Genomic DNA, 26,449 nt, shown 5'->3' with positions numbered 1-26,449 from the left:
AGACAAAAAAGCAGACAAAGACGGCGGCCGAAGCCGCCGTTTGGTTTTCTGCTCCCTCTCCCCGTTCTTACGGGGAGAGGGTTGGGGTGAGGGGCTCTCTCTGCGCAACGGCCGCCTCGATGTGCACGCGCGATCCGAACGAGTCGGAAGGACTGTCTCTGCGGAGACGTGTTGCTTCGCCCCTCACCGAAATTCGCTGTGCGAATTTCGACCTCTCCCCGCGGAAGGCGGGGAGAGGTGAAGCGCGCTCACGCCGCCTTGAGCTGCACCCGCTTGATCTCGCCGACGATGAACAGATAGGCGATCGCCGCGACCAGCGCGTTGGCACCGACGAACACCAGCGCGCCGTTGAACGAGCCGGTGGCGGCCAGAATGTAGCCGATGACGATCGGCGTCGTGATCGAGGACAGGTTACCGAAGGTGTTGAACAAGCCGCCGGAGACGCCGCCGGCTTCCTTCGGCGAGGTGTCGGAGACGACCGCCCAGCCGAGCGCGCCGATGCCCTTGCCGAAGAAGGCGAGCGCCATGAAGCCGACCACCAGTGCCTGGCCGTCGACATAGTTGCAGGCGATGATCGACATCGACAGCAGCATGCCGCCGACGATCGGGATCTTGCGCGCCATGGTCAGCGAGCCGGTGCGGCGCAGGATATAGTCCGAGATCACGCCGCCGAGCACGCCGCCGATGAAGCCGCACAGCGCCGGCAAGGTCGCGACGAAGCCGGCCTGCAGGATCGAGAGCCCGCGCTCCTTCACCAGATAGACCGGGAACCAGGTCAGGAAGAAATAGGTCAGGGTGTTGATGCAGTATTGGCCGATATAGACGCCGAGCATCATGCGGTTGGCGAGCAATTGGCGGATGTGGTCCCAGCTGGGGCCGCTGTCCTGGGTCTTGCCGGCCTTCGCCGCGTCCATGTCGACCAGCGCGCCGCCCTGCTTGATGTAGTCGAACTCGGCCTCGTTGATCGCGGGGTGCTCCTTCGGCTCGTAGATGGTCTTGATCCAGGCAATGCCCATGACGATGCCGAGCGCACCCATCACGTAGAACACATGGCGCCAGCCATACTCATGGGCGATCCAGCCCATCAGCGGCGCGAAGATCACGGTGGCGAAATACTGCCCCGAATTGAAGAAGGCCGAGGCGGTACCGCGTTCATTGCCGGGGAACCAGGAGGCGACGATGCGGGCATTGGCCGGGAATGACGGCGCCTCGGCGATGCCGACCAGGAAGCGCAGGGCGAACAACAGGACCACGGCCGCGCCCGCGGACAGGAATCCGACCAGGCCCTGCATCGCGGTGAAGATCGACCAGACGATGATGCTGAGCGCATAGACCCATTTGGAGCCGAAGCGGTCGAGCAGCCAGCCGCACGGCACCTGGGCGACCACATAGGACCAGCCGAACGCCGAGAACACGTAGCCCATCGCGACGGGATCGAGATGCAGTTCCTTGGAAAGGGCGGGGCCGGCGATCGAGAGCGTGGCGCGATCGGCATAGTTCACGGTGGTGACGAGAAACAACATCGTCACGGTCAAGAGCCGGACGCGGGATCGCCGCGTGTCTGCGGCGGACACAATTGCGCTCATTAGCGCCTCCTCGAAAATTTCCTCGGGGTCTGTCCTAGAGAGATGACGACAATGGGTCCAAGCCGAAACGGGTATTGATCCATACCGATTTTGAATGGATCGGCCCGGTGTCATTCCACCTTCGCCGCTATTGCCAGGGTTTCGCATTTAGTGTACCAATAGTACAGTTATTAAGGGCGCAGCGTTGCGCCCGGCTGCTCGAGGTCGAATGCTGATGACCACGCCGCGCGACTATGAGGTGTTCGAGGCAGGCGATGTGACGCTGCAGGGCGGCGCCGTGTTTCCGCAACTGAGGCTCGCCTACAAGACCTATGGCACGCTGAATGCGGCGCGGGACAACGTCATCCTCTATCCGACGTCGTTCGCCGCACAGCACTCCGACATCGAATGGCTGGTGCAGCCGGGCGGCGCGCTCGATCCCGAGCGCTACTTCATCGTCATCGCGAATCTGTTCGGCAATGGCCTGTCTTCCTCGCCGTCGAATTCGGTCGAGGTGCTCGGCGGCGCGCCGTTTCCTGCCTTCACCTATCATGACGCGGTCGCGATCCAGCGGCGGCTGCTGGTCGAGCGGTTCGGCGTGACCAGGCTCGCGCTGGTCTATGGCTGGTCGATGGGCGGCATGCAGGCCTATCACTGGGCCGCGCGGTATCCCGACATGGTCGAGCGCGCGGCCGTGGTCTGCGGCAGCGCGCGGTGCTCGCCGTATAATCATGTGTTCCTCGAAGGTGTGAAGGCCGCGCTGACCGCCGACCCGGCCTACCGGGACGGCCGCTTCGTCAGCAAGCCCGCGGCGGGCCTTCGTGCGATGGGGCGCGTCTACGCCGGCTGGGCGATGTCGCATGAGTTCTATCGCGAGGAAGTCTGGCGCGCGGCCGGCTTCAACTCGCTGGAAGACTACCTCGCGGGATCCTGGGACGGTGCCTTCGCGCGGCGCGATGCGAATGATCTGATGGCGCAGATCGCGATCTGGCAGGCCGGCGATATCAGCCGTTGCGATCAATTCGGCGGCGACTTCGACCGGGCGCTGGCCGCGATCAAGGCGCATGTCCTGCTGATGCCGGGGCGTACCGATCGCTATTTCGACCCGCGCGACAACGAGGCTGAACTCGGCCGCCTGGTCAACGCGCGCTCGGCCGCGCTGCATGCGATTCCGTCGATCCACGGGCACCGGGCCGGCAATCCCGCCAACAACGCCGAAGACCGCGCCTTCATCAACGCCGAAATCTCGGCGCTGCTGCAACGCTGACAGGTGAGACGACCATGAGCACCGCAGAGACCAGTGACGCCGGACCCCGCCTGAAGCCGCTCAGCCCGCTGACCTTGCGCGATTTGTCGACCAAGTCGAACCTTGCCGGCGCGGTGCGCGCGGCAAGCCATTACGGGATGATCGTCATCGTCGGCGCGCTGATCTCCCTGGTCTCATCGCGCTACGGTCTGCCATGGGCGCTGCCGCTGATTGCCGTGCAGGGCTACTTCGTCGCATTCCTGTTCATGGTGGTGCATGAGACCGCGCACAAGACGGCGTTCCGCAGTCCAGCGCTCAATCTTGTCGTAGGCAATCTGTCCGCCTTCATGATCGGACTGCCCTACCAGTATTACTGCCTGTTCCACTGGGACCATCATCGCTACACGCAGGATCCGGAGAAAGACCCGGAGCTGATCGTCGGCCCCAAGCCCGCGTCGGACACCCAGCTCGCGATCGCCTATTCGGGACTGCTGCAGGTGTTGGTTCGCATCCGCCTGATGTTTTGGCATGCACTCACCGGAAAGGTGGTCGTGCCGTGGATTCCGGAGCACAAGCGCGCCCCGATCGTGCTGGAGGCGCGGCTCTATCTCGCGGGCTATCTGCTGTTGCTCGCGGCCTCGTTCGCGCTGCACAGTGCGATCCTGCTCTGGGTGTGGATCGTGCCGCTCCTGGCCGGTCAGCTCATCCTGCGCCCCTATCTCTATGCCGAGCACACCGGCTGCGAGCGGACGCGGAGCGCGTTCGAGAACACGCGCACAACGATGACCAGCAGGATCATGAAATGGTTCGCCTGGAACATGCCTTACCATGTCGAGCACCACGCCTATCCCACGGTGCCGTTCCATGCGCTGCCGAAGCTGAACGCTATCGTCGATGGCCACATCGTGTATCGCGGCAGCAGTTACCGGGCCGTCACGCGCGAGACCTGGGTCTGGTTCCGCCGTCAGCGCCAACGCTCTGCTTGATAGTCAAGCGTCCGTGCGCGGCCGCAGCACCAGATTGACGAGATTGCGGGCGTAGGCCGGCGTCAGCGGCTTGATGCCGAAGACGTAGCGGTAGAACAGGCTGCCATAGATGGCGTCATAGATATCGCCGGGGACGCCCGGCGCGCCGATGCTGCCGTCCTTCTGGCCGGCGGCGATGATCTCCAGCATCTTGCTGCGGCGCAGGCCGAGGTAACGCTCGTAGAACAGTTCTGCCGTGCTGGTCTTCGAGATGCATTCCGAGATCACGGCAAGCTGCACGCGGCCGAACTCGCCCTGCAACGCCTCGACATAGGTTGCAACGTGGCGGCGGATGCGGGCCACCGGACTGCCGGTTTCGGGCAGCGGCACGGCCCGCGAGGCCTGGTCGAGGAAGGCATCGATCAGCAAGGCTTCGCGCGACGGCCACCATTTGTAGATCGTCATCTTCGAGACGTTGGAATGCCTGGCGATCGCGTCGATGGTGGTCGCGGCGAGGCCGGTCGTCGCCATCAGTTGATAGGCGCCTTCCAGGATCGCGGCCGTGGTCGCGGCGGAACGCGGCCGCCCGCGCCGCCCCGTTGCCGCTTCCTCTGTCTGCGTCTTGCCGCTGGCCATGGCCGGACTTCGCGTCCTGCGTCTTTCAATCATTGCGCTGCATGCGGGCATAGCATGAAATCGCGCTCGGTTTCAGATCGTCGCCGTCGCTGATAGTGTACAACGCGCAGGCCAGAGCTTGCGTGCGGCACATTGCCCTCGCTCTGTCCAGCTCAGCCGCCGATCCAACAGGAGTGTCCCCGTGAAGGCCGTCTACAGTGATCTGCACCGCAGCCATGATCCGCAATTCTTCCTTGTCCGCGGTGTGGTCCAGCGTACCACCGAACAGCCCGAACGCGCCGACCGCCTGCTGGCGGGCCTGAAGGCTGGCAAGCACACGCTGATCGAGCCGACCAGGTTCGGGCAGGGGCCACGCGCGCGCGTGCACAGTCCGGAATATCTGAGCTTTCTCGCGGACGCCTGGGACGAATGGTCGGCGCTCGGCAATGCCGGACCGGAGATGATCGCGAACATCCACCCGGTGCGCAATGCCGGCACGTACCCTGCTCATATCGTCGGCAAGCTCGGCTGGCACACGATGGATACCGCGGCTCCGATCGGTCCCGGCACCTGGGCCGGTGCCTGCGCCGCGAGCGACGTGGCGGTCACCGCCGCGCAGATGGTGCTCGACGGCGAGGACGCCGTCTACGCGCTGTGCCGCCCGCCCGGTCACCACGCCTATCGCGACCTCGCCGGCGGCTTCTGCTTCCTCAACAACAGTGCGATCGCGGCCGAGCATCTGCGCCAGAAGCATGAGCGCGTCGCGATCCTCGACGTCGACGTGCATCACGGCAACGGCACGCAGGGCATCTTCTACGAGCGGCCGGATGTCTTCACCGTCTCGATCCACGCCGATCCGTCGTTCTTCTACCCCTTCGTCTGGGGCTATGCGCATGAGCGCGGCGCCGCAGGTGGCCTCGGCACCAATCTCAACATTCCCCTCGCCAAGGGCACCGGTGACGACGACTACATGAAGGCGCTCGCGGTGGCGGAGAAGGCGATCCGCTCCTTCGCCCCGACCGCGCTCGTGGTCGCGCTCGGTCTCGACGCCTCCGAGAAGGACCCGCTCGCCGGTCTCGCCGTCACCACCGACGGCTTCCGCCGTATCGGCGAGGGACTGGCCCGATTCGGACTGCCGACGGTGCTGGTGCAGGAGGGCGGCTATCTCTCCGACATCCTCGGCGCCAATCTGACGGCAGTGCTCGGCGGGTTTGAGGCCGCGCGCTAGCGCGGCTTCGGGCGAGGTGGCGACCGGTCCGCGCGAAGAAAGCCCGTCAAGGCCGGAATCCGGAGCATCGGCCTTGATTGGTCAAAGCCGATACCCCGGCCGCGAGGCGCGCAACAGAACGTCGCGGACTTGCGTGTCCGCAACCAAAATCACATCATGCCGTTGGTATTCGGCGCTGGCTTATGATTCTGCCTGGCGACTTCAGCCGGCCAGGTGGACAGCAACGCGAGGACGGCCATGAGTGACCTGCTTCGCATCGCCATCGTCGGCTATGGCGAGATCGCGTGCCGGCAGCACGTGCCTGCGATCGCGAAGACGTCAGGCGTGGCTCTCGTTGCGGTGGCCGATCCCGTCAAGACCCCGCCCGGCCTGCCGCATTTCCGTGATTTGCAGGAGTTGTTGCGCGACGGGCCGGAGATCGACGCGGTCGCGCTGTGTACGCCACCGCAGATGCGCCACGCGCAGGCCGCCGCCGCGCTCGCCTCGGGCAAGCACGTGCTGCTGGAGAAGCCGCCGGGCACGACGTTAAGCGAACTCAAGCCGCTGATCGCGGCCGCGCAGGAGGCGGGTCGGACATTGTTTGCCACATGGCATTCACGCTATGCGGGCGCGGTCGGTCCTGCGCGGCAATTGCTCGCGAGACGCACCATCAACAAGGTCACCATCATCTGGAAGGAAGACGTGCGCGTCTGGCATCCGGGTCAGGCCTGGATCTTCGAGGCGGGTGGCTTCGGCGTGTTCGATCCCGGCATCAACGCGCTGTCGATCCTGACCGAGATCCTGCCGCGTGCGGTCTTTGTCAGGAGTGCGGCGTTGGACTTTCCGTCCAATCGGGAGGCGCCGATTGCGGCAGAGATCGAACTCTCCGACGCGAGCGGCTTGCCAATCCACGCCGAATTCGATTTCCGCCAGACCGGATCGCCGAGCTGGGACATCCTGTGCGAAACCGAGGCCGGGCCTGTGACGCTGTCGAAAGGTGGAAGGCAGCTGCGCGATGGCGGCAGGCTGGTGGTCGATGCGCCAGATGAGGAATATCCCGCGCTGTACCGCCGTTTCGTCGCGCTGACCTCGGAAGGAAAATCCGATGTCGACCTCGCGCCCTTGCAGCTTGTCGCCGATAGCTTCATGTTCGGACGACGGCGCCTCGTCGAGGCGTTCGAGGACTGACAATGACATCAGCCAGCATCGGTCGCGCTCCCTTCGGCAAATTGCACGACGGCACCGTGGTCGAGCGCGTGATCTTGCGCGGCGAACACGGTTTTGAGGCCGCCATCCTTCCGTTCGGCGCCACGCTGCAGGCGCTGCTTGCGCCGGATCGTGACGGGCATTGCGACGACATCGTGCTTGGCCACGATGAACTCGACGGCTATCTCGCACAGCGCAAATTCTTCGGCGCGACGATCGGGCGCTATGCCAACCGGATCGCCGGCGCGCGTTTCGTGCTCGATGGCGAGACCGTGCAGCTCGACGCCAACAACGGTCCCAACGCGCTGCACGGCGGGGTGCAGGGCTTTGATCGCAAGCTGTGGCGGATCGTCGAACTATCGGATGATCCGGCGCCGACGCTGGTGCTGGAGCGCGAGAGCCCGCATGGCGAGGAGGGCTATCCGGGCAATCTCGCGGCGCGCGTGACCTATCGCGTGCGCAGTCCGATGGAGCTCTCGGTCACCTACGAGGCGACGACCGACCGGCCGACATGCCTCAATCTCACCAATCACAGCTTCTTCAATCTCGAGGGCGCGCGCTCGGGCATGCAGATCCTCGATCACCGGCTGACGATCGTCTCCGACCATTTCCTCGCGGTGGATGCCACGGCGATCCCGCTCCACGAACCGCCGCGGCCGGTCGACGGCACGCCGTTCGATTTCCGCAAGCCTACAGCCATCGGCGCGCGGATCAGGATGAATGACGAGCAGCTGCGGCTCGGGCGCGGCTATGACCACAATTTCTGTCTGGCCAAGGGGGCGGGCCTTTACCTTGCTGCGCGCCTCGAGGCGCCGCACGGCGGCCGCGTGATGGAGCTGTTCACCGATCAGCCGGGACTGCAGTTCTATTCCGGCAATTTCCTCGACGGCTCGACCGCCGGCAAGGGCGATCGTGTGTACCGGCAATCCGACGCGCTCTGTCTCGAGCCGCACGCCTGGCCGGATACGCCGAACCGGCCCGACTTCCCGTCGGCGCGGCTCGATCCAGGACAGCTCTATCGGCGCAGCATCGTCTACCGCTTCTCAACCGCGTGAGTGACGCCATGACCGACCGTGCCGCCGAGCCGCTGATGGAAGAGGTACCGACATCGGTGCTGTCGGCGGAGCGTTGCCATCTCGGCGAAGGCCCGACCTATGATGCGGCGACCGACACCGCCTGGTGGTTCGATATCCGCGAGCGCCGCCTGTTCGAGCATCGATTTGCAGGTGGCCGCACCGTCATCCACGAATTGCCGAAAATGGCGAGTGCATTGGCGCGGATCGACGGCGAGCGGCAGCTGATCCTTGCCGAAGATGGACTTTATGTACGGCACGTTGCAGACGGCCGCCTGGAGCTGTTCGCTGCGCTGGAGGCCGACAATCCGCTGACGCGCTCCAACGACGCGCGTGTGCATCCGTCGGGCACGTTCTGGCTCGGCACCATGGGGCGCCATGCCGAGCAGGGTGCCGGCGCGATCTATGCGCTGCACCGGGGCCGCATCGTGCGACTCTATCCCGGGATCACCATCCCGAATGCGATCTGCTTTTCGCCCGCGGGCGACATCGGCTATTTCGCCGATACCGCAACCAACGTGCTGCATCGCGTGCCGCTCGATCCATCAACAGGACTGCCGACCGGTGAACCCATCGAATTGATCAGGCATCAAGGCAGCGGCGGCCTCGACGGCGCGATCGTCGATGCCGACGGCCTGATCTGGAACGCGCGCTGGGGTGGCGGTCGCGTCGACGTTTACGATCCCGCCGGCCGGCATCTGCGTTCGCTGCGCGTACCAGCGAGGCAATCGAGTTGCCCGGCATTCGTCGGCCGCGACTTCTCGCGCGTGCTGATCACCTCGGCCTGGCAGGACATGGATGAGGCGCAGCGTGCGGCCGATCCCGAGCATGGCAGGACGTTCCTGCTCGAGGCCGCCGCGCGCGGTCGGGCCGAGCCTCACGTCAAACTATCCTGACGGATGGGTGCCGCGCGGCGTTGTTGACGCGACCGGATTATTTGGACGATAGTACAAATATGGTCCGCAAACCTGCCAGGTCCGACGTGAAGGCGGCCAGCGCCCGCAAGCCGAACATGCGCGAGGCGATCCTCGCCGCGGCCGAGGAATTGTTCTCGACCTACGGCTTCAACGCCGTCTCGGTACGCGACATCGCGCACGCCGCCGGCGCCAATCCGGGCAGCGTGACCTATCATTTCAGGACCAAGGACGGCCTGCTGCTGGAAATCTATCGGCGCCATTGCGGCCCGATGAACCGCCGGCGCTCCGAGCTGTTGGCGGCGGCGCGGCGGGTGCGCGATCTGCAGGACCGGCTGGAGGCGATCGTGCGCGCCTATGTGTTGCCGGCCTTTACGTCCGGCAGCGATCTTGCCGGCGGCGGAACGCGGTTCACGCGATTGCGCGCGATCATGTCGGCCGAGGGCAATGAGGTCGTGCGCAAGATCATCGCGCAGACCTTCGACGACACCAGTCATGCCTTCATCGACGCGATTCATGAAAGCCTGCCGCATATTCCGCGTACCGATCTGGTCTGGCGCAGCCACTTCCTGCTCGGCGCGCTCTACTACACGCTGGTGACGCCGGAGCGCGTCTCGCGCCTGTCGCGCGGCAGCGCCGACGGCTCCGATGCCGGCCACGCCATCGAGGAACTGGTGCGCGCCACCGTTGCCGCGTTGCAGGCCGCGCCGCTCGACGAAGGGGCGCCCCGCAAGATCCCGGGCGCGAATCCGGGCCGAGTGGTGACCTGAACGTCCGGAGCTTGTCGCGATGGAGAAACTTCGGCTGCGCGCCGTGCTCGGCAATCATCCGCACATCCGGGCGGTGAAGAACGGTGAGCTTCGCTCCGACCTGTTCGATCTCGAGTTCACCGAATTCACGCCGACCAACGCCGCGTTCAAGCCGATGGTGCGCGAGCAGGCCTTCGACGTCTGCGAGATGGCGATCGTGACCTATCTGATGGCAAGGGCGCACGGCAAGCCGTTGGTGCTGCTGCCGGCGGCGATGGTCGGCCGCTTCCAGCACGGCCATGCGCTCTATCGCGCCGACCTCGGTACGCTTGAGCCGGCCGATCTCGAAGGCAAGCGGGTCGGCATCCGCTCGTTCACGACCACGACCGGGGCATGGATGCGCGGCATCCTTGCCAATGACCATGGCGTGAACCTCGACAGGATCAACTGGGTCACGTTCGAGGATCCACATGTTGCGGAATATGTCGACAGCACCGAGCGCGCGCCGAAAGGCAAGACAATCGTCCAGATGCTGGGGGACGGCGAGGTCGACGCCGTGCTGGGCGAGACCTCCAGCGATCCGGAGCTCAAGCCGCTGTTCGCCGATCCAGCCCGAGAGGCGTCCCTGTGGTATCAGCGGCACGGCGTGGTGCCGGTCAATCATCTGGTGGTGGTGACATCGCGGCTTGCGGCGTCGCGGCCGGACGTGGTGCGGAGCCTGTACGAGCTGCTCAAGCGCGGCAAGGCAGCGGCCGGCCCGCCCGGGCATGCCGGACCTGCTGCCGTTCGGCGTTGCGGCGAACCGCAAGCCGCTCGAATTGATGATCGACTATTGCGTCCAGCAGGCGTTGATCCGCCGGCGCGTCACGGTCGACGAGCTGTTCGACGACACGACACGGGACCTGAACTGATGACAATCTCCGGCGATCCGCGGCAATGGCAAATCGGCATGCTCGGCTATGGCGAGGTCGGTCGCATCCTTGCCGAGGATCTGCGCCAGCAGGGCGTGAGGGTTTCGGCCTACGACATCAAGCTTGACCGCGAACAGGGCGCGGCGCTGCGCGCACACGCGGCGGAGATCGGCGTCGAGCTCGCGTAATCCCATGCCGTTCTTGCGGCGCGGGCCGATTTCATCATCTCGGCGGTGACGGCGAGCCAGGCGGTGCCGGTGGCCGCGGCCTGCGCGCCCGGGATCCGGAGCGGGGTCTGGTTTCTCGATTTCAACTCGGCCTCGCCCGGCGCCAAGCAGCGCGCGGCGGCGCACATCGACGGCGCCGGTGGCCGCTATGTCGAAGGCGCGGTGATGACTTCGCTGCCGCCGTACCGGATCAGGGTGCCGCTGCTGCTCGGCGGCCAAGGCGCGCGGGAGCTGGCGCCGCTGCTGGTCGCGCTCGGTTTTGCGGCGAAGGTCGCAAGCGACGAGCTTGGCGTCTCCTCGGCAGTCAAGATGTGTCGCAGCATGATGATCAAGGGGCTGGAGGCCATGGTGATCGAGAGCTTCACCACCGCGCGCGCCTATGGCGTCGAGGATGCGGTGCTCGCCTCGCTCAAGGAGACCTTTCCGTCGATCGACTGGGAGAAGCAGGGCGCCTATTTCTTTCAGCGGGTGATCGAGCACGGCCGGCGGCGCGCCGAGGAGGTGCGCGAGGTGGCGGAGACCGTGCGCGAGGCCGGGCTGACGCCGTGGTCTGCCTCCGGCACGCCGAGCGGCAGGGCTGGATCGCCGATCTTGCCGATGAGGGCGTGTTCGGAGCCAAGGGAACGCCGGACTTCGCCCGCAGCGCCGACTGGCGTACCGAGGCCGACCGGATTCTCGCGCGCATCAAGTCGTAAGGTCTCGCCCGGAGAATCCGCCGCGTTCCCTGCCGACGCGCAATGCGCTATTGCTCCATGAACAGTTTGTTCTGGAGGCACTCCCATGAAGAATTCCGGCAAGGTCGTCGCCATCACGGGTGCGGCACGCGGCATCGGCAAGGCCTGCGCGGCGCGCTTCCTGTCCGACGGCGCCAGGGTCGTCATCTCGGATGTCGACGCTGCAGGGCTGGTCCACACCGCCCAGGAACTCGGACATATCGATCAGTTGCGGGCGGTCGAGGCCGACGTCAGCAAGCGCGCCGATGTCGATCGCATTGTCGCGACCGCGGTGAAGGAGTTCGGCCGGCTTGACGTCATGGTCAACAATGCCGGCGTCGCGCGCAACCGCGACTTCCTCGACATCAGCGAGGCCGAATTCGACGACGTGATGGGCATCAACCTCAAGGGCGCGTTCTTCGGCGTCCAGGCTGCGGCGCGCCAGATGATCGCGCAGGGCGGTGGCGGCGTCGTCGTCAACATGTCCTCGGTCAACGCGCTGCTCGCGATCCCCTCGCTCGCGACCTATGCGATGTCCAAGGGCGCGATGAAGCAGCTCACCTCGGTCGCCGCCGTGGCGCTGGCGCCGCACGGCATTCGCGTCGTGGCGGTCGGACCCGCGCACGATCCTGACCGAGATGGTGGCGACGGCGATCTTCTCGTCCGAGGATGCGCGGCGCAGCGTGCTGTCGCGCACGCCGGCCGGCCGCTGCGGCGAGCCGAGCGAGGTCGCTGCCGTCGTGGCATTCCTTGCCAGCGACGATGCCTCCTACATCACCGGCCAGACCATCTATCCCGACGGCGGGCGGTTGATCTTGAACTACACGGTCCCGGTCAGCGAGAAGAAGTAGGGCAGGTTCAACCGCGAGCACACTGCCAAAATATCGAAAACAACCCCATGCAAAGGAGCCGCCGGCGGCCGGCGTTCGACCAGGCGACTTGACACGTCGGGCAAATCAGCGGCACTATTCGATTATTCAGAAATCGTGCAATCGCCATCCGGTGTCATCAGCCGCGCAGCGCATGCGCATGCGAGCGATCCAGTATTCCAGAGGCGGTCGTGCTTGAGCCGATGGGCCGCGGCGTACTGGTTCGCCCGGTTGAACCGGGCGATGACCGGTGAGGATGAGGGCGCCGCTACCGGCCCTTGAACTGCGGCTTGCGCTTCTCCATGAAAGCATTGCGGCCTTCGCGGAAATCCGCGCTGTCCATGCATTCGATGCCGACCTGCTTGATCGCCGCCATGTCGCGGTCGGCGGGATCCTTCAGCACCTGCGCGATGGTGATCTTGGCGGCTTTGATCGCCAGCGGCGCGTTGCCCGAAATGGTGCGCGCGATCTCCATGGTCGCGTCCCAGAGCTCGGCGTCCGGCAGCACGCGATCGACGAGGCCGATCCGCAGCGCCTCGGCGGAATCGATCCGCATGCCCGTATACATGATCAGCCGCGCCCAGGACGGGCCGACCAGCGACACCAGATGGCGCAGCCCGTCATAGCCATAGGCGATGCCGAGCTTGGCCGCGGGAATGCCGAACTGGCCGCTGGCGCCGGAGATACGGATATCGGTCAGCATCGCGACCTGCATGCCGCCGCCGAGGCAGAAGCCGCGGATGCAGGCGATGGTCGGCTTCGGATAGTCGGCGAGCAGGGTGCGCTGGGCGGCGCTGCGCCGTGAATATTCCTCGGAGGCCTCGGCGTTGTGCCTTGTCTTCTCGAACTGGCTGATATCGGCGCCCGATACGAACGCCTTGTCGCCGGCGCCGACCAGGATCACGACGCGGACAGCCGGATCGTCGCGCAACGCCGTCAGCGCCTCGCCGAGCCCCTCCCACATCTCCAGCGACATCGCATTGCGCTTGTCGGGATTGTTGAAGGTGATGACGCCGACACCGTCGACGACGTCCTGCAGGATCTTGCCGTCGGCAAGCGATTTGTTTGACATGTTGAGCCTATGAGGGTCCGGACCGATCGAGCGAAGGCTAGCACCCGGCCGACAGCCGGGGCAGGCGGTTTGGAGCACGGCGCGATTGCATTGCCGGGCGGCAACTCTCCCGGCAGTTGTACGGTTCGCAAAATAAACCGCCGCGAAACGGTTGCGCCATGGAGTGCGCCGACGCTCCGTCCCGGTTTAACTTTTTCCTAGTTTTTCGACGGTATGGCTGTACGCACCTGCGCGCCAGGACCATTCCGCCACGCGCTGGGATGCGTGCCGCAGCTGCCCGCTACCATCGCGTCGGTAGCGGACTTCCCCACCACCGGACCGGCAGTGAAGCCGGTCAATCCCGACCTCCGTGCACTCACATCGCCTCGGGCGAGGTTCAGTCGTGTCCGTCGAAAAGTTTCTCAAGCAACGCGCGGTCAAGATCACCGTCAATGGCAGCTACACGTTGCCGAACTGGTACGATGCCCAGGGCAAATTGCGCACCTTCGCCTGCCGCACGACGCGCGTCTCGCCGTTCCGGATGATCGTGGACGTGCCCGTCGTCGGCAAGGTCGGCGACCGGCTGACTTCGTATTTCGAGGAGTTCGGCAAATTCGAGGGCTGCATCACCGACACGATGAGCGGCAGCTTCCTGCTCGAGCTCGAGATGACGCATGCCATGCGTGAGAAGTTCGCCGACAAGCTGACCTGGATCGAGAAGAAGCAAAAGGATCCGAGCATCCGCGAGGCGCGCAACAACCCGCGTTTCGTTCCCGTCGCGCCGCATGCCATGTTGACGCTGGCGGACGGCACCATGCAGAGCTGCTTCATCATCGACATGTCGCTGTCCGGCGCGGCGGTCTCCTCCGAGGCGCAGCCGCCGGTCGGCATGCCGCTTGCGATCGGCGCCTGCGTCGGGCGGGTGGTCCGGCATCTGCCGAACGGCTTCGCCATCAAGTTCGTCGAGACCTACAAGCAGAGCGAGCTGGCCCGCCTGATCTCGCGCAAATCCAAGGAATTGCAGCAAGCGTCGGCCGACGGGGACCCTGTCGCCTGACGGCCGGGATCCGCCGGCTCCCTAGGTCAGCTGTTCCGGGTCTTCGGCCGCGCGCATCCGCGAGATAGTGTGCTCGGTTGCATTTGGACCGGCCGCCGCGATCGCGATCTCCCGCGCCAAATTGGTGCATTCGGCCCACATCAGGAAGAACACCAGCGGTGGCCGTTCGCGCGCTTCCAGCAGTTGCCGGCAACGCTCGGCCGCGCCGTCGATCGCCCACCACTGTTGGGCGACCACCATGACCCTGCGGAAGCTCCGCAACGTGCCGGAAAATTTTTGCGGATCGGCGCCCACGAGCGCGCCGCAATGGTTCAGCCAGTTCAGGCCAGCGTAGATCGCAATCCCGTAGTCTTCGATCGCGGTGCCGGTGAAATCGACGACGGTCTTGTCGTGCGCGCGCTGGCGCAGGAAAGCATCGATCATCTCCGCCTGGCGGGCCGGATCGACCAGCAGCGAGATGTCCTGCCGCGGCACCATCGGGACATAGCGCATCGCTTCAAGCCGCGTGTGCTCCCAGATCGCACTGATGTCGCCGAGCAGATCGCCGGACTTGCGTTTGCAGGCCGGATAGACCAGCACGCCATTGTCGGCGAGATCGAGATAGCGCGGGACCACCTTGTCGAGCGCGGCGACAAACGCCAATGGATCGGTAAGGCCGCGCAAGTCGCTGGCGGCGTCCTCCGCTTGTGCAGGCTTGTTGCCGCGTGTCCAGCCGAAATTGGCCATCCCCGGACGCCCTGATCTCAACCCGGCTATCAGGTTAGTTGGAAAATGCGGCGAAGCAAATGCGGCATTTGCTGCTACGCCGCCGTGCGTGCCCGCCGCTGCCGGTTGACGCGAGAGACCGCCGCGCCTAGCTGATGGTTAATGGCGCAACGCAGGTTGTTGCCGCTTTCGGGACCTATCGCCATGACCGCTTCTGATCGGCAATCGCATTGGCAGACCGTCTATCTGACCAAGGGAGAGCAGCAGGTGAGCTGGTCGCAGGCCGATCCGCAGCCATCGCTGCGCCTGATCGAATCGGTTGCGCCCGGCCGCGACGCCTCGATCGTCGACGTCGGCAGCGGAGCTTCGCGACTTGTCGATGCGCTGCTGGCGAGCGGCTTTCATGATGTGACCTTGCTCGATCTCTCTGAAACGGCACTGGCGAACGCGCGGGAGCGGATCGGCGCAGCAGGTGACGAGGTGCACTGGATCGTAGGTGACGCAACGGTCTGGCAGCCGCAGCAGACCTTCGACATCTGGCACGATCGCGCGGCGTTTCACTTCCTGGTCGAGGAACCAGACCGCGCAGCTTATCTCGACCGGCTGCATCGCGGCGTCAAAGCAGGCGGGCACGCCGTGATCGGCACCTTCGCGCTGGATGGCCCGGAGAAGTGCAGCGGCCTGCCGGTGCAGCGCTATGACCCCGCGACGCTCGGCAGGACCATTGGTCCGGCATTCGAGTTGATCGCGGATGAGGCGCACCGGCACGTCACGCCCTGGGGCGCGACGCAATCGTTCCAGTTCAGTGTGTTGCGGCGCAAGTGACCGGCCAGAAGGAGAGCTGAGATGACGGACGCGCCACGGACGATCGGCGAGATCGCGAGCTATCACGCTCATGTCTATTACGACCCCGCGGCCAGCCGGGACGAGGCGGAGCGGCTGCGCAACTGGATCGGCGAGCGCTTTCTGGTCACGCTCGGACGCTGGCACGACGTCAAGGTCGGCCCGCACGATCAGGCGATGTATCAGGTGGCGTTTGCGGCCGAGTTGTTCCCGACCCTGGTGCCGTGGCTGATGCTGAACCACGGCAGCCTGAGCATCCTGGTCCATCCCAACACCACCAATCCGCGCCGCGACCACCACGACGATCCGCTCTGGATCGGCACGCCGCTCGCCGTCCACGCCGACAAGCTGCCCGAAGAGGCGGAGATGGAGCAGGCGCCGACGCCGAACACGTCGCCGACACTGCGTCCCTGAGCGTCGCGGCTGTTGCGTAAAGTTTGACGCAATTGTGCTGCAGCCAAGTCGTTTCAAACTCATCGCGTTTTGCAACGTGAGGTTAAGTCACCATTCCTAGGCTACCCGATAAATTTCAGGGTCGGGGCGCATTGGGCATGTTCTTTTCGTTTCGAAGCTGGTCGTTGTGGCGGGTGGTGGGACCGCTGCTGGCCATCGTGCTGTTGCTGGGCGGCCTGTCGGCGGGCAGCCTGCAGGTGATGTCCGCGGTCAGGGCCTATGTGGCCGGCGAAAGCATGTGGTCGAAGGGGCAGAAGGACGCCATCCACTACCTGCAGACCTATGTCAGCACCGGTGCGCCGCTTTATCTGCAGAAGTTCGATGCCGCGATCGCGGTGCCGCTGGCCGATCGCACGGCGCGGCGCGCGCTGGAAGCGCCGGGCGACAATGACGCGGTGGCGAGGGCCGGCTTCGCCAGGGCAGGTAATCACGATGACGACATCGGCGGCCTGATCTGGCTGTTCAAATATTTCCGCACGATGCACCACGTGGCCGGCGCGGTGACGGCATGGCGCAATTCGGATGCGCTGCTCGATCAGCTGATTGAAATCCGGAACGAGGCGGCGAGCGACGTCGCGCTGCACGATCCGTCGGCTGCGACCATCAGGCATTGGGCCGAACGGATCGGTACGGTTGATGCGGCGCTGAGCACGCTCGCCGTCGATTTCTCCGATCATCTGGGCAAGGCGTCGCGTCAGGTCTCCGCGCTGCTGCTGCTGGTCAACCTCGTGATCGCGGCCTGCCTTGCCGGCATCGTGCTGGTCCATACGCGGCGGATGCTGTGGCGGCGCTGGCTTGCCGAGACCGCGCTCGCGGTCGAGAAGGAGCGCGCCCAGCTCACGCTGGCGTCGATCGGCGATGCCGTCATCGTGACGACGCAGGACGATCGGGTCGACTACATGAACGCCGCCGCGCAGCGGCTCATCGCGGCAGGGCAGGAGGTGACGGGACGGCCGCTGTCGTCGCTGTTCAACATTGCCGAACAGCCGGTGCGCGGATCGTTCGACGCCGACGACGAAAGCCGGCCGCAGCTCCTGGTGCGGCCGGACCACTCCAGCGTGCCGGTCTCGGTGGTCGAGACCCCGATCGTGCATGCCGGAGAACCGGCCGGCCGCGTCATGATCATTCACGACATGACCGCCGAGCGGCGGCTGGTCGAGGAATTGGCGCGGGCTGCCTCGCATGACGCGCTCACCGGCCTTGCCAACCGCCGGCAGTTCGAGTTCGAACTGCACAAAGCGATGTCGGGCTCGCCGGCCGTCGGCGCCGACCTGATGCTGATCGATCTTGATCAGTTCAAGATCGTCAACGACACCTGCGGCCACATGGCGGGCGACCGGTTGCTGAAGCAGGTGGCGAGGCTGCTGGCGACCGAAGTCGGCAGCAGCGGCCTCGTCGCGCGTCTTGGCGGCGACGAGTTCGGCATTCTCCTGCGTGACGACGGCTCCGCGACGCACGACGTCGCTGCCGACGTTGCGGAGCGGGTCAGGGCGGTGATCGAGCAGTCGAACTTCATTTATGAGGGATCGAGCTTCCGGATCAGCGCGAGCATCGGCCTGGTCGGGCTGGCCGACAGCGCCGGCGTGCAGGACGCGTTGCGGCTTGCCGACGTTGCCTGTTTCCTTGCCAAGGACAAGGGACGCAATCGCGTCCAGGAGCACCGCCCGTCCGACACCGGCATGGCCGTGCGCGTTGCCGAGATGAGCTGGGTCAATCGCATTCGCAAGGGACTGGATGAGGGGCGCTTCTGCCTCTACGAGCAGGAGATCCGCCCGGTGAACGGCGTGCTGAAGGGCAACGACCGGCGCGAGCTCTTGCTGCGCCTGCGCGACGAGAGCGGCGCGCTGGTGCCGCCCGGCAGTTTCCTGCCCGCCGCCGAACGCTACGGGCTGATGCCGCTGATCGACCGCTGGGTGGTTCGCCGCGCCTTCGAGATCATCGCCGAGCGCAAGCACCAGCCGCGCAAGATTGCGAGCTACGCCATCAACCTGTCCGGCGCCACCATCGGCGACAGCGACTTCGTCGACTTCGTCGCCGGGCTGTTCGCGCAGCTTGACGTTTCGCCGGCATCGGTGTGTTTCGAGATCACCGAAACCAGCGCAATCTCGAACCTCGACGAGGCGCAGAAGTTCATCGCGCGGCTGCGCGAGATCGGCTGCAGCTTCTCGCTCGACGATTTCGGCACCGGCATGTCCTCGATCGCCTATCTGAAGCACCTGCCGGTCGACATCATCAAGATCGACGGTTCGTTCGTGAAGGAGATCCTGAACAGCAAGGTCGATCGGGCGATGGTCGAGATGATCACCAAGACCGCGAAGATCATGCAGAAGCAGGTGGTCGCGGAATTTGTCGAGAACCTCGCGATCCTGGACGAGCTGCGCCAGATCGGGGTCGATTACGCCCAGGGTTACGCCATCGGGAAGCCGGTCCCGGTGCTCACTCTCTGGGAAGAAAAGATCGCCTGAGCCGCCGAAATCGTCCCGAATCGGGACATTTTCGGTCAATTCAGCCCGCCCAAGGCTGATTCTCTGGCGCTTTCCATCCGAAAAACGTTTAAAAAACCTCTCGTTGTGCGCTTTGTCTCGATTATGCCTTACTCTAATTCCCTGATATGATGAGTGATCGGTGAATCCCGGTGGGCCGGGTAACAGGCCCCAGAGCACCGAACTTGGGGATTGATGGGTCAACGAACGACGAAACCTGCCCGGCGCAAGTCGAGCCGCGGCATGTCTCTGGTGGGCAGCACGGCGTTTGCCGTGAGCGCGCTTGCCCTGTCGTCTGGCCTTGCCGCCTGGATGGTCGGCATCGACCCCACCGCATGGCTTCACGGTCCGGCGCTCGCCAACACCACCGCCTCGCTGAACTTCGACGATCGCTTCGGCTCTCGCTCCACGATCAATTCGGCCTCACTCTATTATCCACTGCGCCGCGGGTTCCGTTCGAGCCGCGGCGATTTCAATTCCGAGTTCGGCCAGATCGAGGACGCGCTGTCCGGCCAGCTGCGCGACACGCAGACCGAACTGCCGACCAGCCAGTCGGCGACGGCGTCCGTCGCCGCCACGACCACAGCGACGACGTCCACCGTGCCGATGCCGCGGTCGCGGCCGGCCGAGGCCAATCTGCTTGCGCGTAACGATCAGCCGCCACCGCCACAGGCGCCGGTGCAGCAGGGCGACAACCGGACGTTCTTGCAGAAGATTGCCGACATGATGCCGGGCAAGATGCAGCTGGCCTCGCTCGATCCGAATGACGGATTGTTGTCCGGTCCGAGCCCCGATCTCGGCAAGCTCGGCTATGACAGCACCACGGCGGTCTACGACATCACCGGCCGCATCGTGTACATGCCCGACGGCACCAAGTTCGAGGCGCATTCAGGCCTCGGCAATCTGCTCGACGACCCGGCGCATGTGAATGCCCGCAACGCCGGCGCGACGCCGCCCGGCATCTATGAGATGAAGCCGCGCGAGAAGCTGTTCCACGGCGTGCCCGCGCTGCGCATGACCCCGGTCGATGGCAGCGACACGTTCGGGCGCGTTGGCCTCTTGGTCCACAGCTACATGCTCGGACCGAATGGCGACTCCAACGGCTGCATCTCGGTCAAGCACTACGACAAGTTCCTGCAGGCCTACCGCAGCGGCACGATCAAGCGCATCGCCGTCGTCATCAACATCAAGGATGTTCAGTCGGCCTCGACCCGCGCGGCGTCGAACTCGTAGGCCGCGCGCCGGCGCCTCCGGCAAATTGCGCAGGCTCTTGCAGAGTCCAATCTTCGATCCGCTGACCGCCTCCAGCGCGGCCTGGTTGCTTCTTCCATCGTCTCGGAAAATTGCACCACGTTGTCGCCAGCTCTCCCTGGAGGCGGCGCCGGCTTGATTGTCTTCCCGACACGGTGCAATCATGTATACTGAAAATCGGACATAAATACCCCGATACCTCATATTTGCCTATTTTGCGAATACAATGTATACATAGCGTATTCATAAACGCTGAGAGGCGGACCAGTGCCAAAACCCTTTCCAATGAACGCATGGTACGCGGCCGGCTGGGATGCCGAGATCAAGCACGCGCTGTTGCCGCGGACGATCTGCGGAAAGCATGTCGTGATGTACCGGAAGGGCGACGGCGAGATGGTGGCGCTGGAGGATGCCTGCTGGCACCGCCTCGTGCCGCTCTCCAAGGGCCGGCTCGATGGCGATGCCGTGGTCTGCGGCTATCACGGCTTGAAATACAATGCGCAGGGCCGCTGCACCTTCATGCCCTCGCAGGAGACGATCAATCCGTCGGCCTGCGTCCGCGCCTATCCCGTCGTCGAGCGCCACCGCTTCATCTGGCTCTGGATGGGGGATCCCGCGCTTGCCGACCCGGCGCTGGTGCCAGACATGCACTGGAACCACGATCCGGCCTGGGCCGGCGACGGCAAGACCATTCACGTCAATTGCGACTATCGCCTCGTCGTCGACAATCTGATGGACCTGACGCACGAGACCTTCGTGCACGGCTCGAGCATCGGCAATGATGCGGTCGCCGAGGCGCCGTTCGACGTCACCCATGGCGAGAAGACGGTCACCGTAACGCGCTGGATGAAGGGCATCGAGGCGCCGCCGTTCTGGGCCAGGCAGCTGCAGAAGCCGGGCCCGGTCGATCGCTGGCAGATCATCCGCTTCGAAGCGCCGTGCACCGTCAACATCGACGTCGGCGTCGCGCCGGCCGGTTCGGGCGCGCCGGAGGGCGATCGTTCGCAGGGCGTCAACGGCTATGTGCTGAACACGATCACGCCCGAGACCGAGAAGACCTGCCATTACTTCTGGGCGTTCGTCCGCAATCACCGCATTACCGAGCAGCGGCTGACTAGCGAAATCCGCGACGGCGTCGCCGGCATCTTCCATGAGGATGAGATCATCCTGGAAGCGCAGCAGCGCGCGATGGACGAGAATCCGGACCGGGTGTTCTACAATCTCAACATCGACGCCGGCGCAATGTGGGCGCGGCGCGTCATCGACCGCATGGTGGCGAAGGAAAATCCGCCGGAGCAGCTGCAGGCTGCCGAGTAGACGAGGGGCGAGCCCATGGCGGAACGCGAGACCGATCGTTCAGTGTCGCAGACCGTGCGGGCGCAGCTTGCGCTGCGCGACCTCGTTCTCTCCGGCGGCCTGCGGCCCGGCGAGCGGATCTCGGAGCTGCAGGCGGTCGAGTTCACCGGGGTGTCGCGCACGCCGGTGCGGATGGCGCTGGTGCGGCTGGAAGAGGAAGGCCTGCTGGAGGCGATCCCTTCCGGCGGCTTCATGGTCAAGGCATTTTCCGAGCGCGACATTCTCGATTCGATCGAGCTGCGCGGCACGCTGGAGGGACTGGCCGCGCGCTTCGCCGCCGAGCGCGGCGTCTCGTCGCGCGATCTCGAGCCGTTGAAGGAATGCCTCAACGAGATCGACGGCCTGGTGCGGCAGGATCCGATTTCGGTCGAAGCCTTTTCGTCCTATGTCGCGCTCAACGCGCGCTTCCACGCGTTGCTCACCGAGCTGTCGCGCAGCCCGCCGCTGATCCGGCAGATCGACCGCGCCTCGGCGCTGCCATTCGCCTCGCCGAGCGGCTTCGTGATGGCGCAATCGGCGTTGCCTGAGGCGCGCCTCATCCTGCTGATCGCGCAGGATCACCATCGCATTGTGGTCGACGCCATCGAGAACCGCGAGGGCGCGCGTGCCGAGGCGATCATGCGCGAGCACGCAAGGCTTGCGGCACGCAATCTGCGGCTGGCGCTGCGCAACCGCAGCCATCTCGATCTGCTGCCGGCGCTGGCGCTGATCAATTCGGCAGCCGGCTGAGCGGAGAACGCCATGCGATTCATCGAGACCTGGACATCCGCCACGCTGCTCGCCGTGCGCGACCTCACGCCCGGCATCCGTGAATTCCTGCTGCGGCCGGATAACTTTACGGGTGCGCCCTATCCGGTCGGCAGCCATATCGATGTCGGCGTCACCATCGAAGGCCAGCCGCAGACCCGCTCCTATTCGCTGGTCGGCGAAGCCGATCCGCAGGGCTACCGGATCGCAGTTCGGCGCGCAGCGGATTCCCGCGGCGGCTCGCGCTACATGTGGTCGCTCGCGCCGGGCGTGCGGCTCACCGTCACGCTGCCGACCTCGCTGGTGCAGCTCGACTGGACGCGGCGGCAGTTCTGCCTGATCGCGGGCGGCATCGGCATCACGCCGATCGTCGGTGCGGCACAGGCGCTCGCCCGCCGCGACGCCGGCGTGACGCTGCACTATGCCGTGCGCACGCGCGGCGATGCGGTCTATCTCGATATGCTTGAGCGTGCGCTCGGCGACCGCCTCACCGTTCAGGCCGGCGACGAAGGCAGGCGGCTCGACTTCGACAGCGTCTTTGCGGCGCTTCCGCAAGACACGATGACGCTGTTCTGCGGCCCGATGCGGATGCTGGACGCGGCGCGGCGCGCCTGGGAGGCATCCGGCCGCCCGCTCTCCGACTTGCGCTACGAGACCTTTGGATCGAGCGGGCTGCTGCCGACCGAGCCGTTCCGCGTACGGCTCAGGGGCCCAGGGACTGAGCTGGGGACCGAGTTCGTCATCCCGCGCGACCGGTCGATGCTGGACGTGCTCAACGAAGCCGGTCATGAGGTGATGAGCGACTGCCGGCGCGGTGAATGCGGGGTCTGCGCGCTCGACGTGGTCGATGTCGACGGCGAGATTGACCATCGCGACGTCTTCTTCAGTGACCATCAGAAGCGGGAGAGCCGCAAGATCTGCGCCTGCGTGTCGCGCGCCCGCGGCACCATCACGGTCGACACCCTGCATCGGTCGGACACGCCCTGACGAGCCGATCGGCGCGGACGGTCGATCGGCGTTACGCCGCGTGCACCGAGTGCTGCGGATCGTGATCGAGCAGTGCGGAGATCTCGCTGCCTGACATCGGCCGCCCGATCAGATAGCCCTGGACCTCATCGCAACTGGTCTGGCGCAGATATTCGAGCTGATCCGCGGTTTCGACGCCTTCGGCCACGACGCCGATCTGCAGCTCCTGCGCGAGGCCGATCACCGATTTGACGATCGCGGCGCAGTCCGGCTGGGTCAGCATGTCCCGGATGAAGGATTGATCGATCTTGATACGGCTGAACGGCAGCTTGCGCAGATAGGTCAGCGACGAGAAGCCGGTGCCGAAATCGTCGAGCGCGACCGTCAGGCCGAGCTCGAGCAGCGCGTGCAGGATCGCGGGCGCCGATCCGTATTTCGAGATCAGCATCGACTCGGTGATCTCGATCTCGAGACGGTTCGGCGCGACGTTCGCCTCGGCCAGCGCGTCGACGATCGTCTGCAGGATGCCGACGTTCTGGAACTGGACCGCGGAGAAATTGACCGCGATCCGGATGTCGTCCGGCCAGCGCGACAGCATCGTGCAGGCGCGACGGATCACCCACTCGCCCAGCTGGTGGATCAGCCCGCTCTCCTCGGCGATCGGGATGAAGACGGTCGGCGGGATCAGGCCGCGGGTCGGATGCTGCCAGCGCAGCAGGGCCTCGAAGCCGGTGACGCGGTCTTTGCGGATGTCGAGGAACGGCTGGTAGACCAGAAACAGCTCGTCCGCCTCGATGGCGTGCTCGAGATCCCGCTGCAGGGCGCGGCGGTCGCGCGCCGACCGGTCGTCGCTGGCCTCGAAGAAGCAGATGGTGCCGGGCGCGGATTTCTTCGCCCGGTAAAGCGCGATGTCGACGTGCTTGAGCAGGTCGTGGGACGTGCTGCCGTCCCGCGGCGCCAGCACGATGCCGATGCTGATCGTCCGGTTGACCTCCAGCCCATCGATCGGGAACGGGTCGGCAAAGGCCGCGACGAACCGTTCGGCGATTGCAAACGCGTCCTCGGGCCGCGTCAGATTGGACATGATCAGCGCGAACTCGTCGCCGCCGATCCGTGCGACATGTTCGGCCGCGCGCGTGCAGCGCTGCAGCCGGGCGGCCACCTGCACCAGGAACTCGTCGCCTGCCGGATGGCCGAACCTGTCGTTGACCTCCTTGAAGCGATCCAGATCGAGCAGCAGCACCGCGAATTCCTCGCCCGACCGCGCCAGCCGGTTCAGTGCGCCGTTGAGCGCTTCATTGAAGGCGACGCGGTTCGGCAGATGCGTCAGCGGATCCTGCCTCACCGTCCGTTCGGCCTCGTGCTGGGCGATGACCCGCCGCCTGAACTCGAACGCGTTGACGAACACGCCGCGCAGCAGCACCGAACCATAGACCAGCACCAGCACGGCCATCAGGAGGTAGACGAAATCGCCGTCCCGGCCGAGGCAGATCGCGGTGCCGACGAAGATCGGCGCGGTGAACGCAATCGCGGCGATCGGGATGGTGGAGAACGCGAAGGCGCCGCCGGCCAGCATTCCGGCGCACAGGCAGGTGATGACGAGCTGGGCGCCGCTCGATGCGTTCGCGAAGAAGGCGACGGGGACGACGCCCCAGGCCGTCCCGAGCGCCAGCGCATTGCGCACCAGCCGGTACATGGTTCGGCGCGACACGAATTGCGGCTTGGCGATGCGGCGCGATGCCCGCGCCTGCAGGCCGAAGAACAGCGCCGCGCTGCCCACCGCGACCGCCCACACCAGCGCAAAGGCCCAGTCCGGCGATCGCCACAGCGCAATCGCGAGCACCAGCGCGTTGCAGGCGTTGGCCAGCATGATGCCGAAGGAATAGCCGAGCACCAGCGAGACCTGTTCGGCGCGAATGTGGCCGGCAAGCGCTTCATCCGTCGGTGGTGCACCGAAGGCCGCGAGGTCGCCGGCGAACAGGGTCGCGAAATATGATCTCAGATGGGTACGCATCACTACGTTGCCTGCCCGGTTTGGCCATGGCGCCGTGGCGAAGAATTCTCTGCAAACCTTTGACAAACTATGAACTATTGGAACGGACCGTGCCGCGGCGGGCCGCTCCTTCGGTTCCACCGGCAGGCATTGCTAACAAATCGATACAAATGCGTGACGCGAGGTCACGGATCGGCAAAGCTTGCCGCGCGCCGCGCTGCTTGATCCCCCGCGGGTTTTTCGCGATGAGTCGGGTTCCCGCGAACGGCAAAAACCAGAAGGTGCGCATGAGCCTCCCGACGACGAACCACGATCCCGGGTTCCATATCACGCGGGCCAGCCATGTCGTCCTGAGCGTTCGTGATCTTGCGGCGAGCCGGCAGTTCTACGAAAAGGTGATCGGGCTGATCCTGACCGCGGAGGAGGGCGGCACACTCTATTTCCGCGGCGTCGAGGAGGCCTGTCATCACAGCCTTGCGTTGCGCAAAGGCGAGGGCGCCGCCTGCGCACGGCTCGGCCTGCGGGTCTTTCAGGACGATGACCTCGACCGGCTCAAGGCCTTCTTCGAAGCGCAGGGATGCCGGGCCGCCTGGGCCGAAGTGCCGCATCAGGGCCGCACCCTGCACGCGACCGATCCGGCCGGCACGCCGCTGGAGTTCTGCGCGACCATGCCGGTCGAGCCGCGCATGATCACCAAATTCACCCGCCATGCCGGCGGCTCGGCGCTGCGGCTCGATCACTACCAGGTGCTGACGCCGGAGCTGCGCAAGGCGTGCGAGTTCTACACCGCGGCAGGGTTTCGTCTCAGCGAATATATCGCGCCGGCTGATACCTTCGACCTGCGCGGCGTGTTCCTGCAGCGCAAGGGCAATCCGCACGACATCGTGTTCTTCAACGGCGCCGGACCGCGGCTGCATCATTTCGCATTTCTCGCGCCCGAAGTTCATCATCTGCTCAACGCCTGCGATGTCGCCGGCGAGCTCGGCTATGGCGCGGCGGTTGAACGCGGCCCCGGGCGTCATGGGCCGGGACACGCGATGTATGTCTACATGCGCGATCCCGACGGGCATCGCGTCGAGCTGTTCAACACCCACTATCAGATCATGGACATCGAGAACGAGCCGGTCGGCTGGGATCCGTCCGACCACACGATCTCGTTCCCGTGGGGGTTGCCGGCGCGGCAGGCCTGGTTCGAGGAGGCGACGCCGTTCGAAGGTGTCGCGATCCGCGAACCCGAGGTGAAGCCGAAGCCGCTGACGCTCGAGAGCTACCTCGCGAAGTAGC

Annotated in this window: 21 protein-coding genes and 3 pseudogenes; 19 read left to right on the top strand and 5 right to left on the bottom strand. The window is 65.4% G+C overall.

The genetic code is table 11. The annotated features are described in order from the left end of the window. Positions 1-248: 248 nt before the first annotated feature. Entirely contained in the window at positions 249-1,586 is a 1,338-nt protein-coding gene (locus ACVMB1_RS25710; protein ID WP_253638799.1) for an MFS transporter, read from the bottom strand. Positions 1,587-1,800: 214 nt separating this feature from the next. Here ACVMB1_RS25710 and ACVMB1_RS25705 point away from each other — a divergent pair, with 214 nt between their 5' ends. Continuing rightward, a complete protein-coding gene (locus tag ACVMB1_RS25705; RefSeq protein ID WP_141340768.1) occupies positions 1,801-2,832 on the top strand; it encodes an alpha/beta fold hydrolase in 1,032 nt (343 codons plus the stop codon). Between the two features lie 14 nt (positions 2,833-2,846). Next, complete coding sequence (locus ACVMB1_RS25700) at positions 2,847-3,797, top strand: fatty acid desaturase (RefSeq protein ID WP_141340750.1); 951 nt, start codon at positions 2,847-2,849, stop codon at positions 3,795-3,797. Positions 3,798-3,800: 3 nt separating this feature from the next. On the opposite strand, the gene ACVMB1_RS25695 is transcribed toward ACVMB1_RS25700, so the two are convergent. Continuing rightward, positions 3,801-4,412, bottom strand: a complete 612-nt coding sequence (locus ACVMB1_RS25695; protein WP_057016914.1) for a TetR/AcrR family transcriptional regulator — start codon at positions 4,410-4,412, stop codon at positions 3,801-3,803. Positions 4,413-4,593: 181 nt separating this feature from the next. On the opposite strand from ACVMB1_RS25695, the gene ACVMB1_RS25690 reads away from it, so the two are divergent. From ACVMB1_RS25690 to ACVMB1_RS25655, 8 genes and pseudogenes are all read left to right on the top strand, one after another. Next, entirely contained in the window at positions 4,594-5,619 is a 1,026-nt protein-coding gene (locus ACVMB1_RS25690; RefSeq protein WP_076826066.1) for a histone deacetylase family protein, read from the top strand. A 237-nt stretch (positions 5,620-5,856) separates the two neighbouring features. Next, positions 5,857-6,786 carry a Gfo/Idh/MocA family protein gene (locus ACVMB1_RS25685; protein WP_200844530.1) on the top strand — a complete coding sequence of 310 codons (930 nt, stop codon included), beginning with the start codon at positions 5,857-5,859 and terminating at the stop codon, positions 6,784-6,786. A gap of 2 nt (positions 6,787-6,788) precedes the next feature. Next, positions 6,789-7,859 (top strand): aldose epimerase family protein, encoded by a 1,071-nt coding sequence (locus tag ACVMB1_RS25680; RefSeq protein ID WP_456814842.1) that lies wholly within the window; start codon positions 6,789-6,791, stop codon positions 7,857-7,859. Between the two features lie 35 nt (positions 7,860-7,894). Then, positions 7,895-8,773, top strand: coding sequence for an SMP-30/gluconolactonase/LRE family protein (locus ACVMB1_RS25675; RefSeq protein WP_456815276.1), 879 nt, complete (start codon positions 7,895-7,897; stop codon positions 8,771-8,773). A 59-nt stretch (positions 8,774-8,832) separates the two neighbouring features. After that, positions 8,833-9,561, top strand: a complete 729-nt coding sequence (locus tag ACVMB1_RS25670) for a TetR/AcrR family transcriptional regulator (protein WP_092089644.1) — start codon at positions 8,833-8,835, stop codon at positions 9,559-9,561. A gap of 19 nt (positions 9,562-9,580) precedes the next feature. Next, positions 9,581-9,958 (top strand): annotated as a pseudogene (locus ACVMB1_RS25665) (hypothetical protein); the annotation flags it as partial. 492 nt (positions 9,959-10,450) lie between these two features. Then, a pseudogene (locus ACVMB1_RS25660) lies at positions 10,451-11,373 on the top strand (DUF1932 domain-containing protein). 85 nt (positions 11,374-11,458) lie between these two features. After that, positions 11,459-12,242 (top strand): annotated as a pseudogene (locus ACVMB1_RS25655) (SDR family NAD(P)-dependent oxidoreductase). Between the two features lie 286 nt (positions 12,243-12,528). On the opposite strand, the gene ACVMB1_RS25650 reads toward ACVMB1_RS25655, so the two are convergent. Further along, the gene (locus tag ACVMB1_RS25650) at positions 12,529-13,332 is read right to left on the bottom strand and encodes an enoyl-CoA hydratase (protein WP_253638801.1); all 804 of its coding nucleotides are present in this window, start codon (positions 13,330-13,332) and stop codon (positions 12,529-12,531) included. Between the two features lie 382 nt (positions 13,333-13,714). On the opposite strand from ACVMB1_RS25650, the gene ACVMB1_RS25645 reads away from it, so the two are divergent. After that, positions 13,715-14,368: a PilZ domain-containing protein gene (locus ACVMB1_RS25645; protein WP_057016920.1), complete on the top strand. Its 654-nt coding sequence runs from the start codon at positions 13,715-13,717 to the stop codon at positions 14,366-14,368. A 21-nt stretch (positions 14,369-14,389) separates the two neighbouring features. Here the strand turns inward: ACVMB1_RS25645 and ACVMB1_RS25640 are convergent, their stop codons facing one another. Further along, the gene (locus tag ACVMB1_RS25640; RefSeq protein WP_076826073.1) at positions 14,390-15,094 is read right to left on the bottom strand and encodes a hypothetical protein; all 705 of its coding nucleotides are present in this window, start codon (positions 15,092-15,094) and stop codon (positions 14,390-14,392) included. Positions 15,095-15,277: 183 nt separating this feature from the next. Here ACVMB1_RS25640 and ACVMB1_RS25635 point away from each other — a divergent pair, with 183 nt between their 5' ends. From ACVMB1_RS25635 to ACVMB1_RS25605, 7 genes are all read left to right on the top strand, one after another. Further along, positions 15,278-15,898, top strand: a complete 621-nt coding sequence (locus ACVMB1_RS25635) for a class I SAM-dependent methyltransferase (protein WP_141340756.1) — start codon at positions 15,278-15,280, stop codon at positions 15,896-15,898. A gap of 21 nt (positions 15,899-15,919) precedes the next feature. Beyond that, positions 15,920-16,330 carry a DOPA 4,5-dioxygenase family protein gene (locus tag ACVMB1_RS25630; protein ID WP_092085937.1) on the top strand — a complete coding sequence of 137 codons (411 nt, stop codon included), beginning with the start codon at positions 15,920-15,922 and terminating at the stop codon, positions 16,328-16,330. 137 nt (positions 16,331-16,467) lie between these two features. After that, positions 16,468-18,834 (top strand): putative bifunctional diguanylate cyclase/phosphodiesterase, encoded by a 2,367-nt coding sequence (locus ACVMB1_RS25625; RefSeq protein WP_141340757.1) that lies wholly within the window; start codon positions 16,468-16,470, stop codon positions 18,832-18,834. A 261-nt stretch (positions 18,835-19,095) separates the two neighbouring features. Further along, entirely contained in the window at positions 19,096-20,085 is a 990-nt protein-coding gene (locus tag ACVMB1_RS25620) for a DUF2778 domain-containing protein (RefSeq protein WP_057016925.1), read from the top strand. Between the two features lie 285 nt (positions 20,086-20,370). Further along, positions 20,371-21,420, top strand: a complete 1,050-nt coding sequence (locus ACVMB1_RS25615) for an aromatic ring-hydroxylating dioxygenase subunit alpha (protein WP_200844531.1) — start codon at positions 20,371-20,373, stop codon at positions 21,418-21,420. 15 nt (positions 21,421-21,435) lie between these two features. Further along, positions 21,436-22,188 carry a GntR family transcriptional regulator gene (locus ACVMB1_RS25610; protein WP_141340759.1) on the top strand — a complete coding sequence of 251 codons (753 nt, stop codon included), beginning with the start codon at positions 21,436-21,438 and terminating at the stop codon, positions 22,186-22,188. Positions 22,189-22,200: 12 nt separating this feature from the next. Further along, positions 22,201-23,193 (top strand): PDR/VanB family oxidoreductase, encoded by a 993-nt coding sequence (locus ACVMB1_RS25605; protein WP_141340760.1) that lies wholly within the window; start codon positions 22,201-22,203, stop codon positions 23,191-23,193. A gap of 31 nt (positions 23,194-23,224) precedes the next feature. On the opposite strand, the gene ACVMB1_RS25600 is transcribed toward ACVMB1_RS25605, so the two are convergent. Continuing rightward, positions 23,225-25,186 carry a putative bifunctional diguanylate cyclase/phosphodiesterase gene (locus tag ACVMB1_RS25600; protein WP_456814841.1) on the bottom strand — a complete coding sequence of 654 codons (1,962 nt, stop codon included), beginning with the start codon at positions 25,184-25,186 and terminating at the stop codon, positions 23,225-23,227. 266 nt (positions 25,187-25,452) lie between these two features. On the opposite strand from ACVMB1_RS25600, the gene ACVMB1_RS25595 reads away from it, so the two are divergent. Continuing rightward, a complete protein-coding gene (locus tag ACVMB1_RS25595) occupies positions 25,453-26,448 on the top strand; it encodes a VOC family protein (RefSeq protein WP_246786743.1) in 996 nt (331 codons plus the stop codon). Position 26,449: the final 1 nt, after the last annotated feature.

Source organism: Bradyrhizobium sp. USDA 4504, assembly GCF_054063995.1.
Note: the sequence above shows the minus strand (reverse complement) of the source record. Positions and strands in the feature narration are given on the sequence as shown.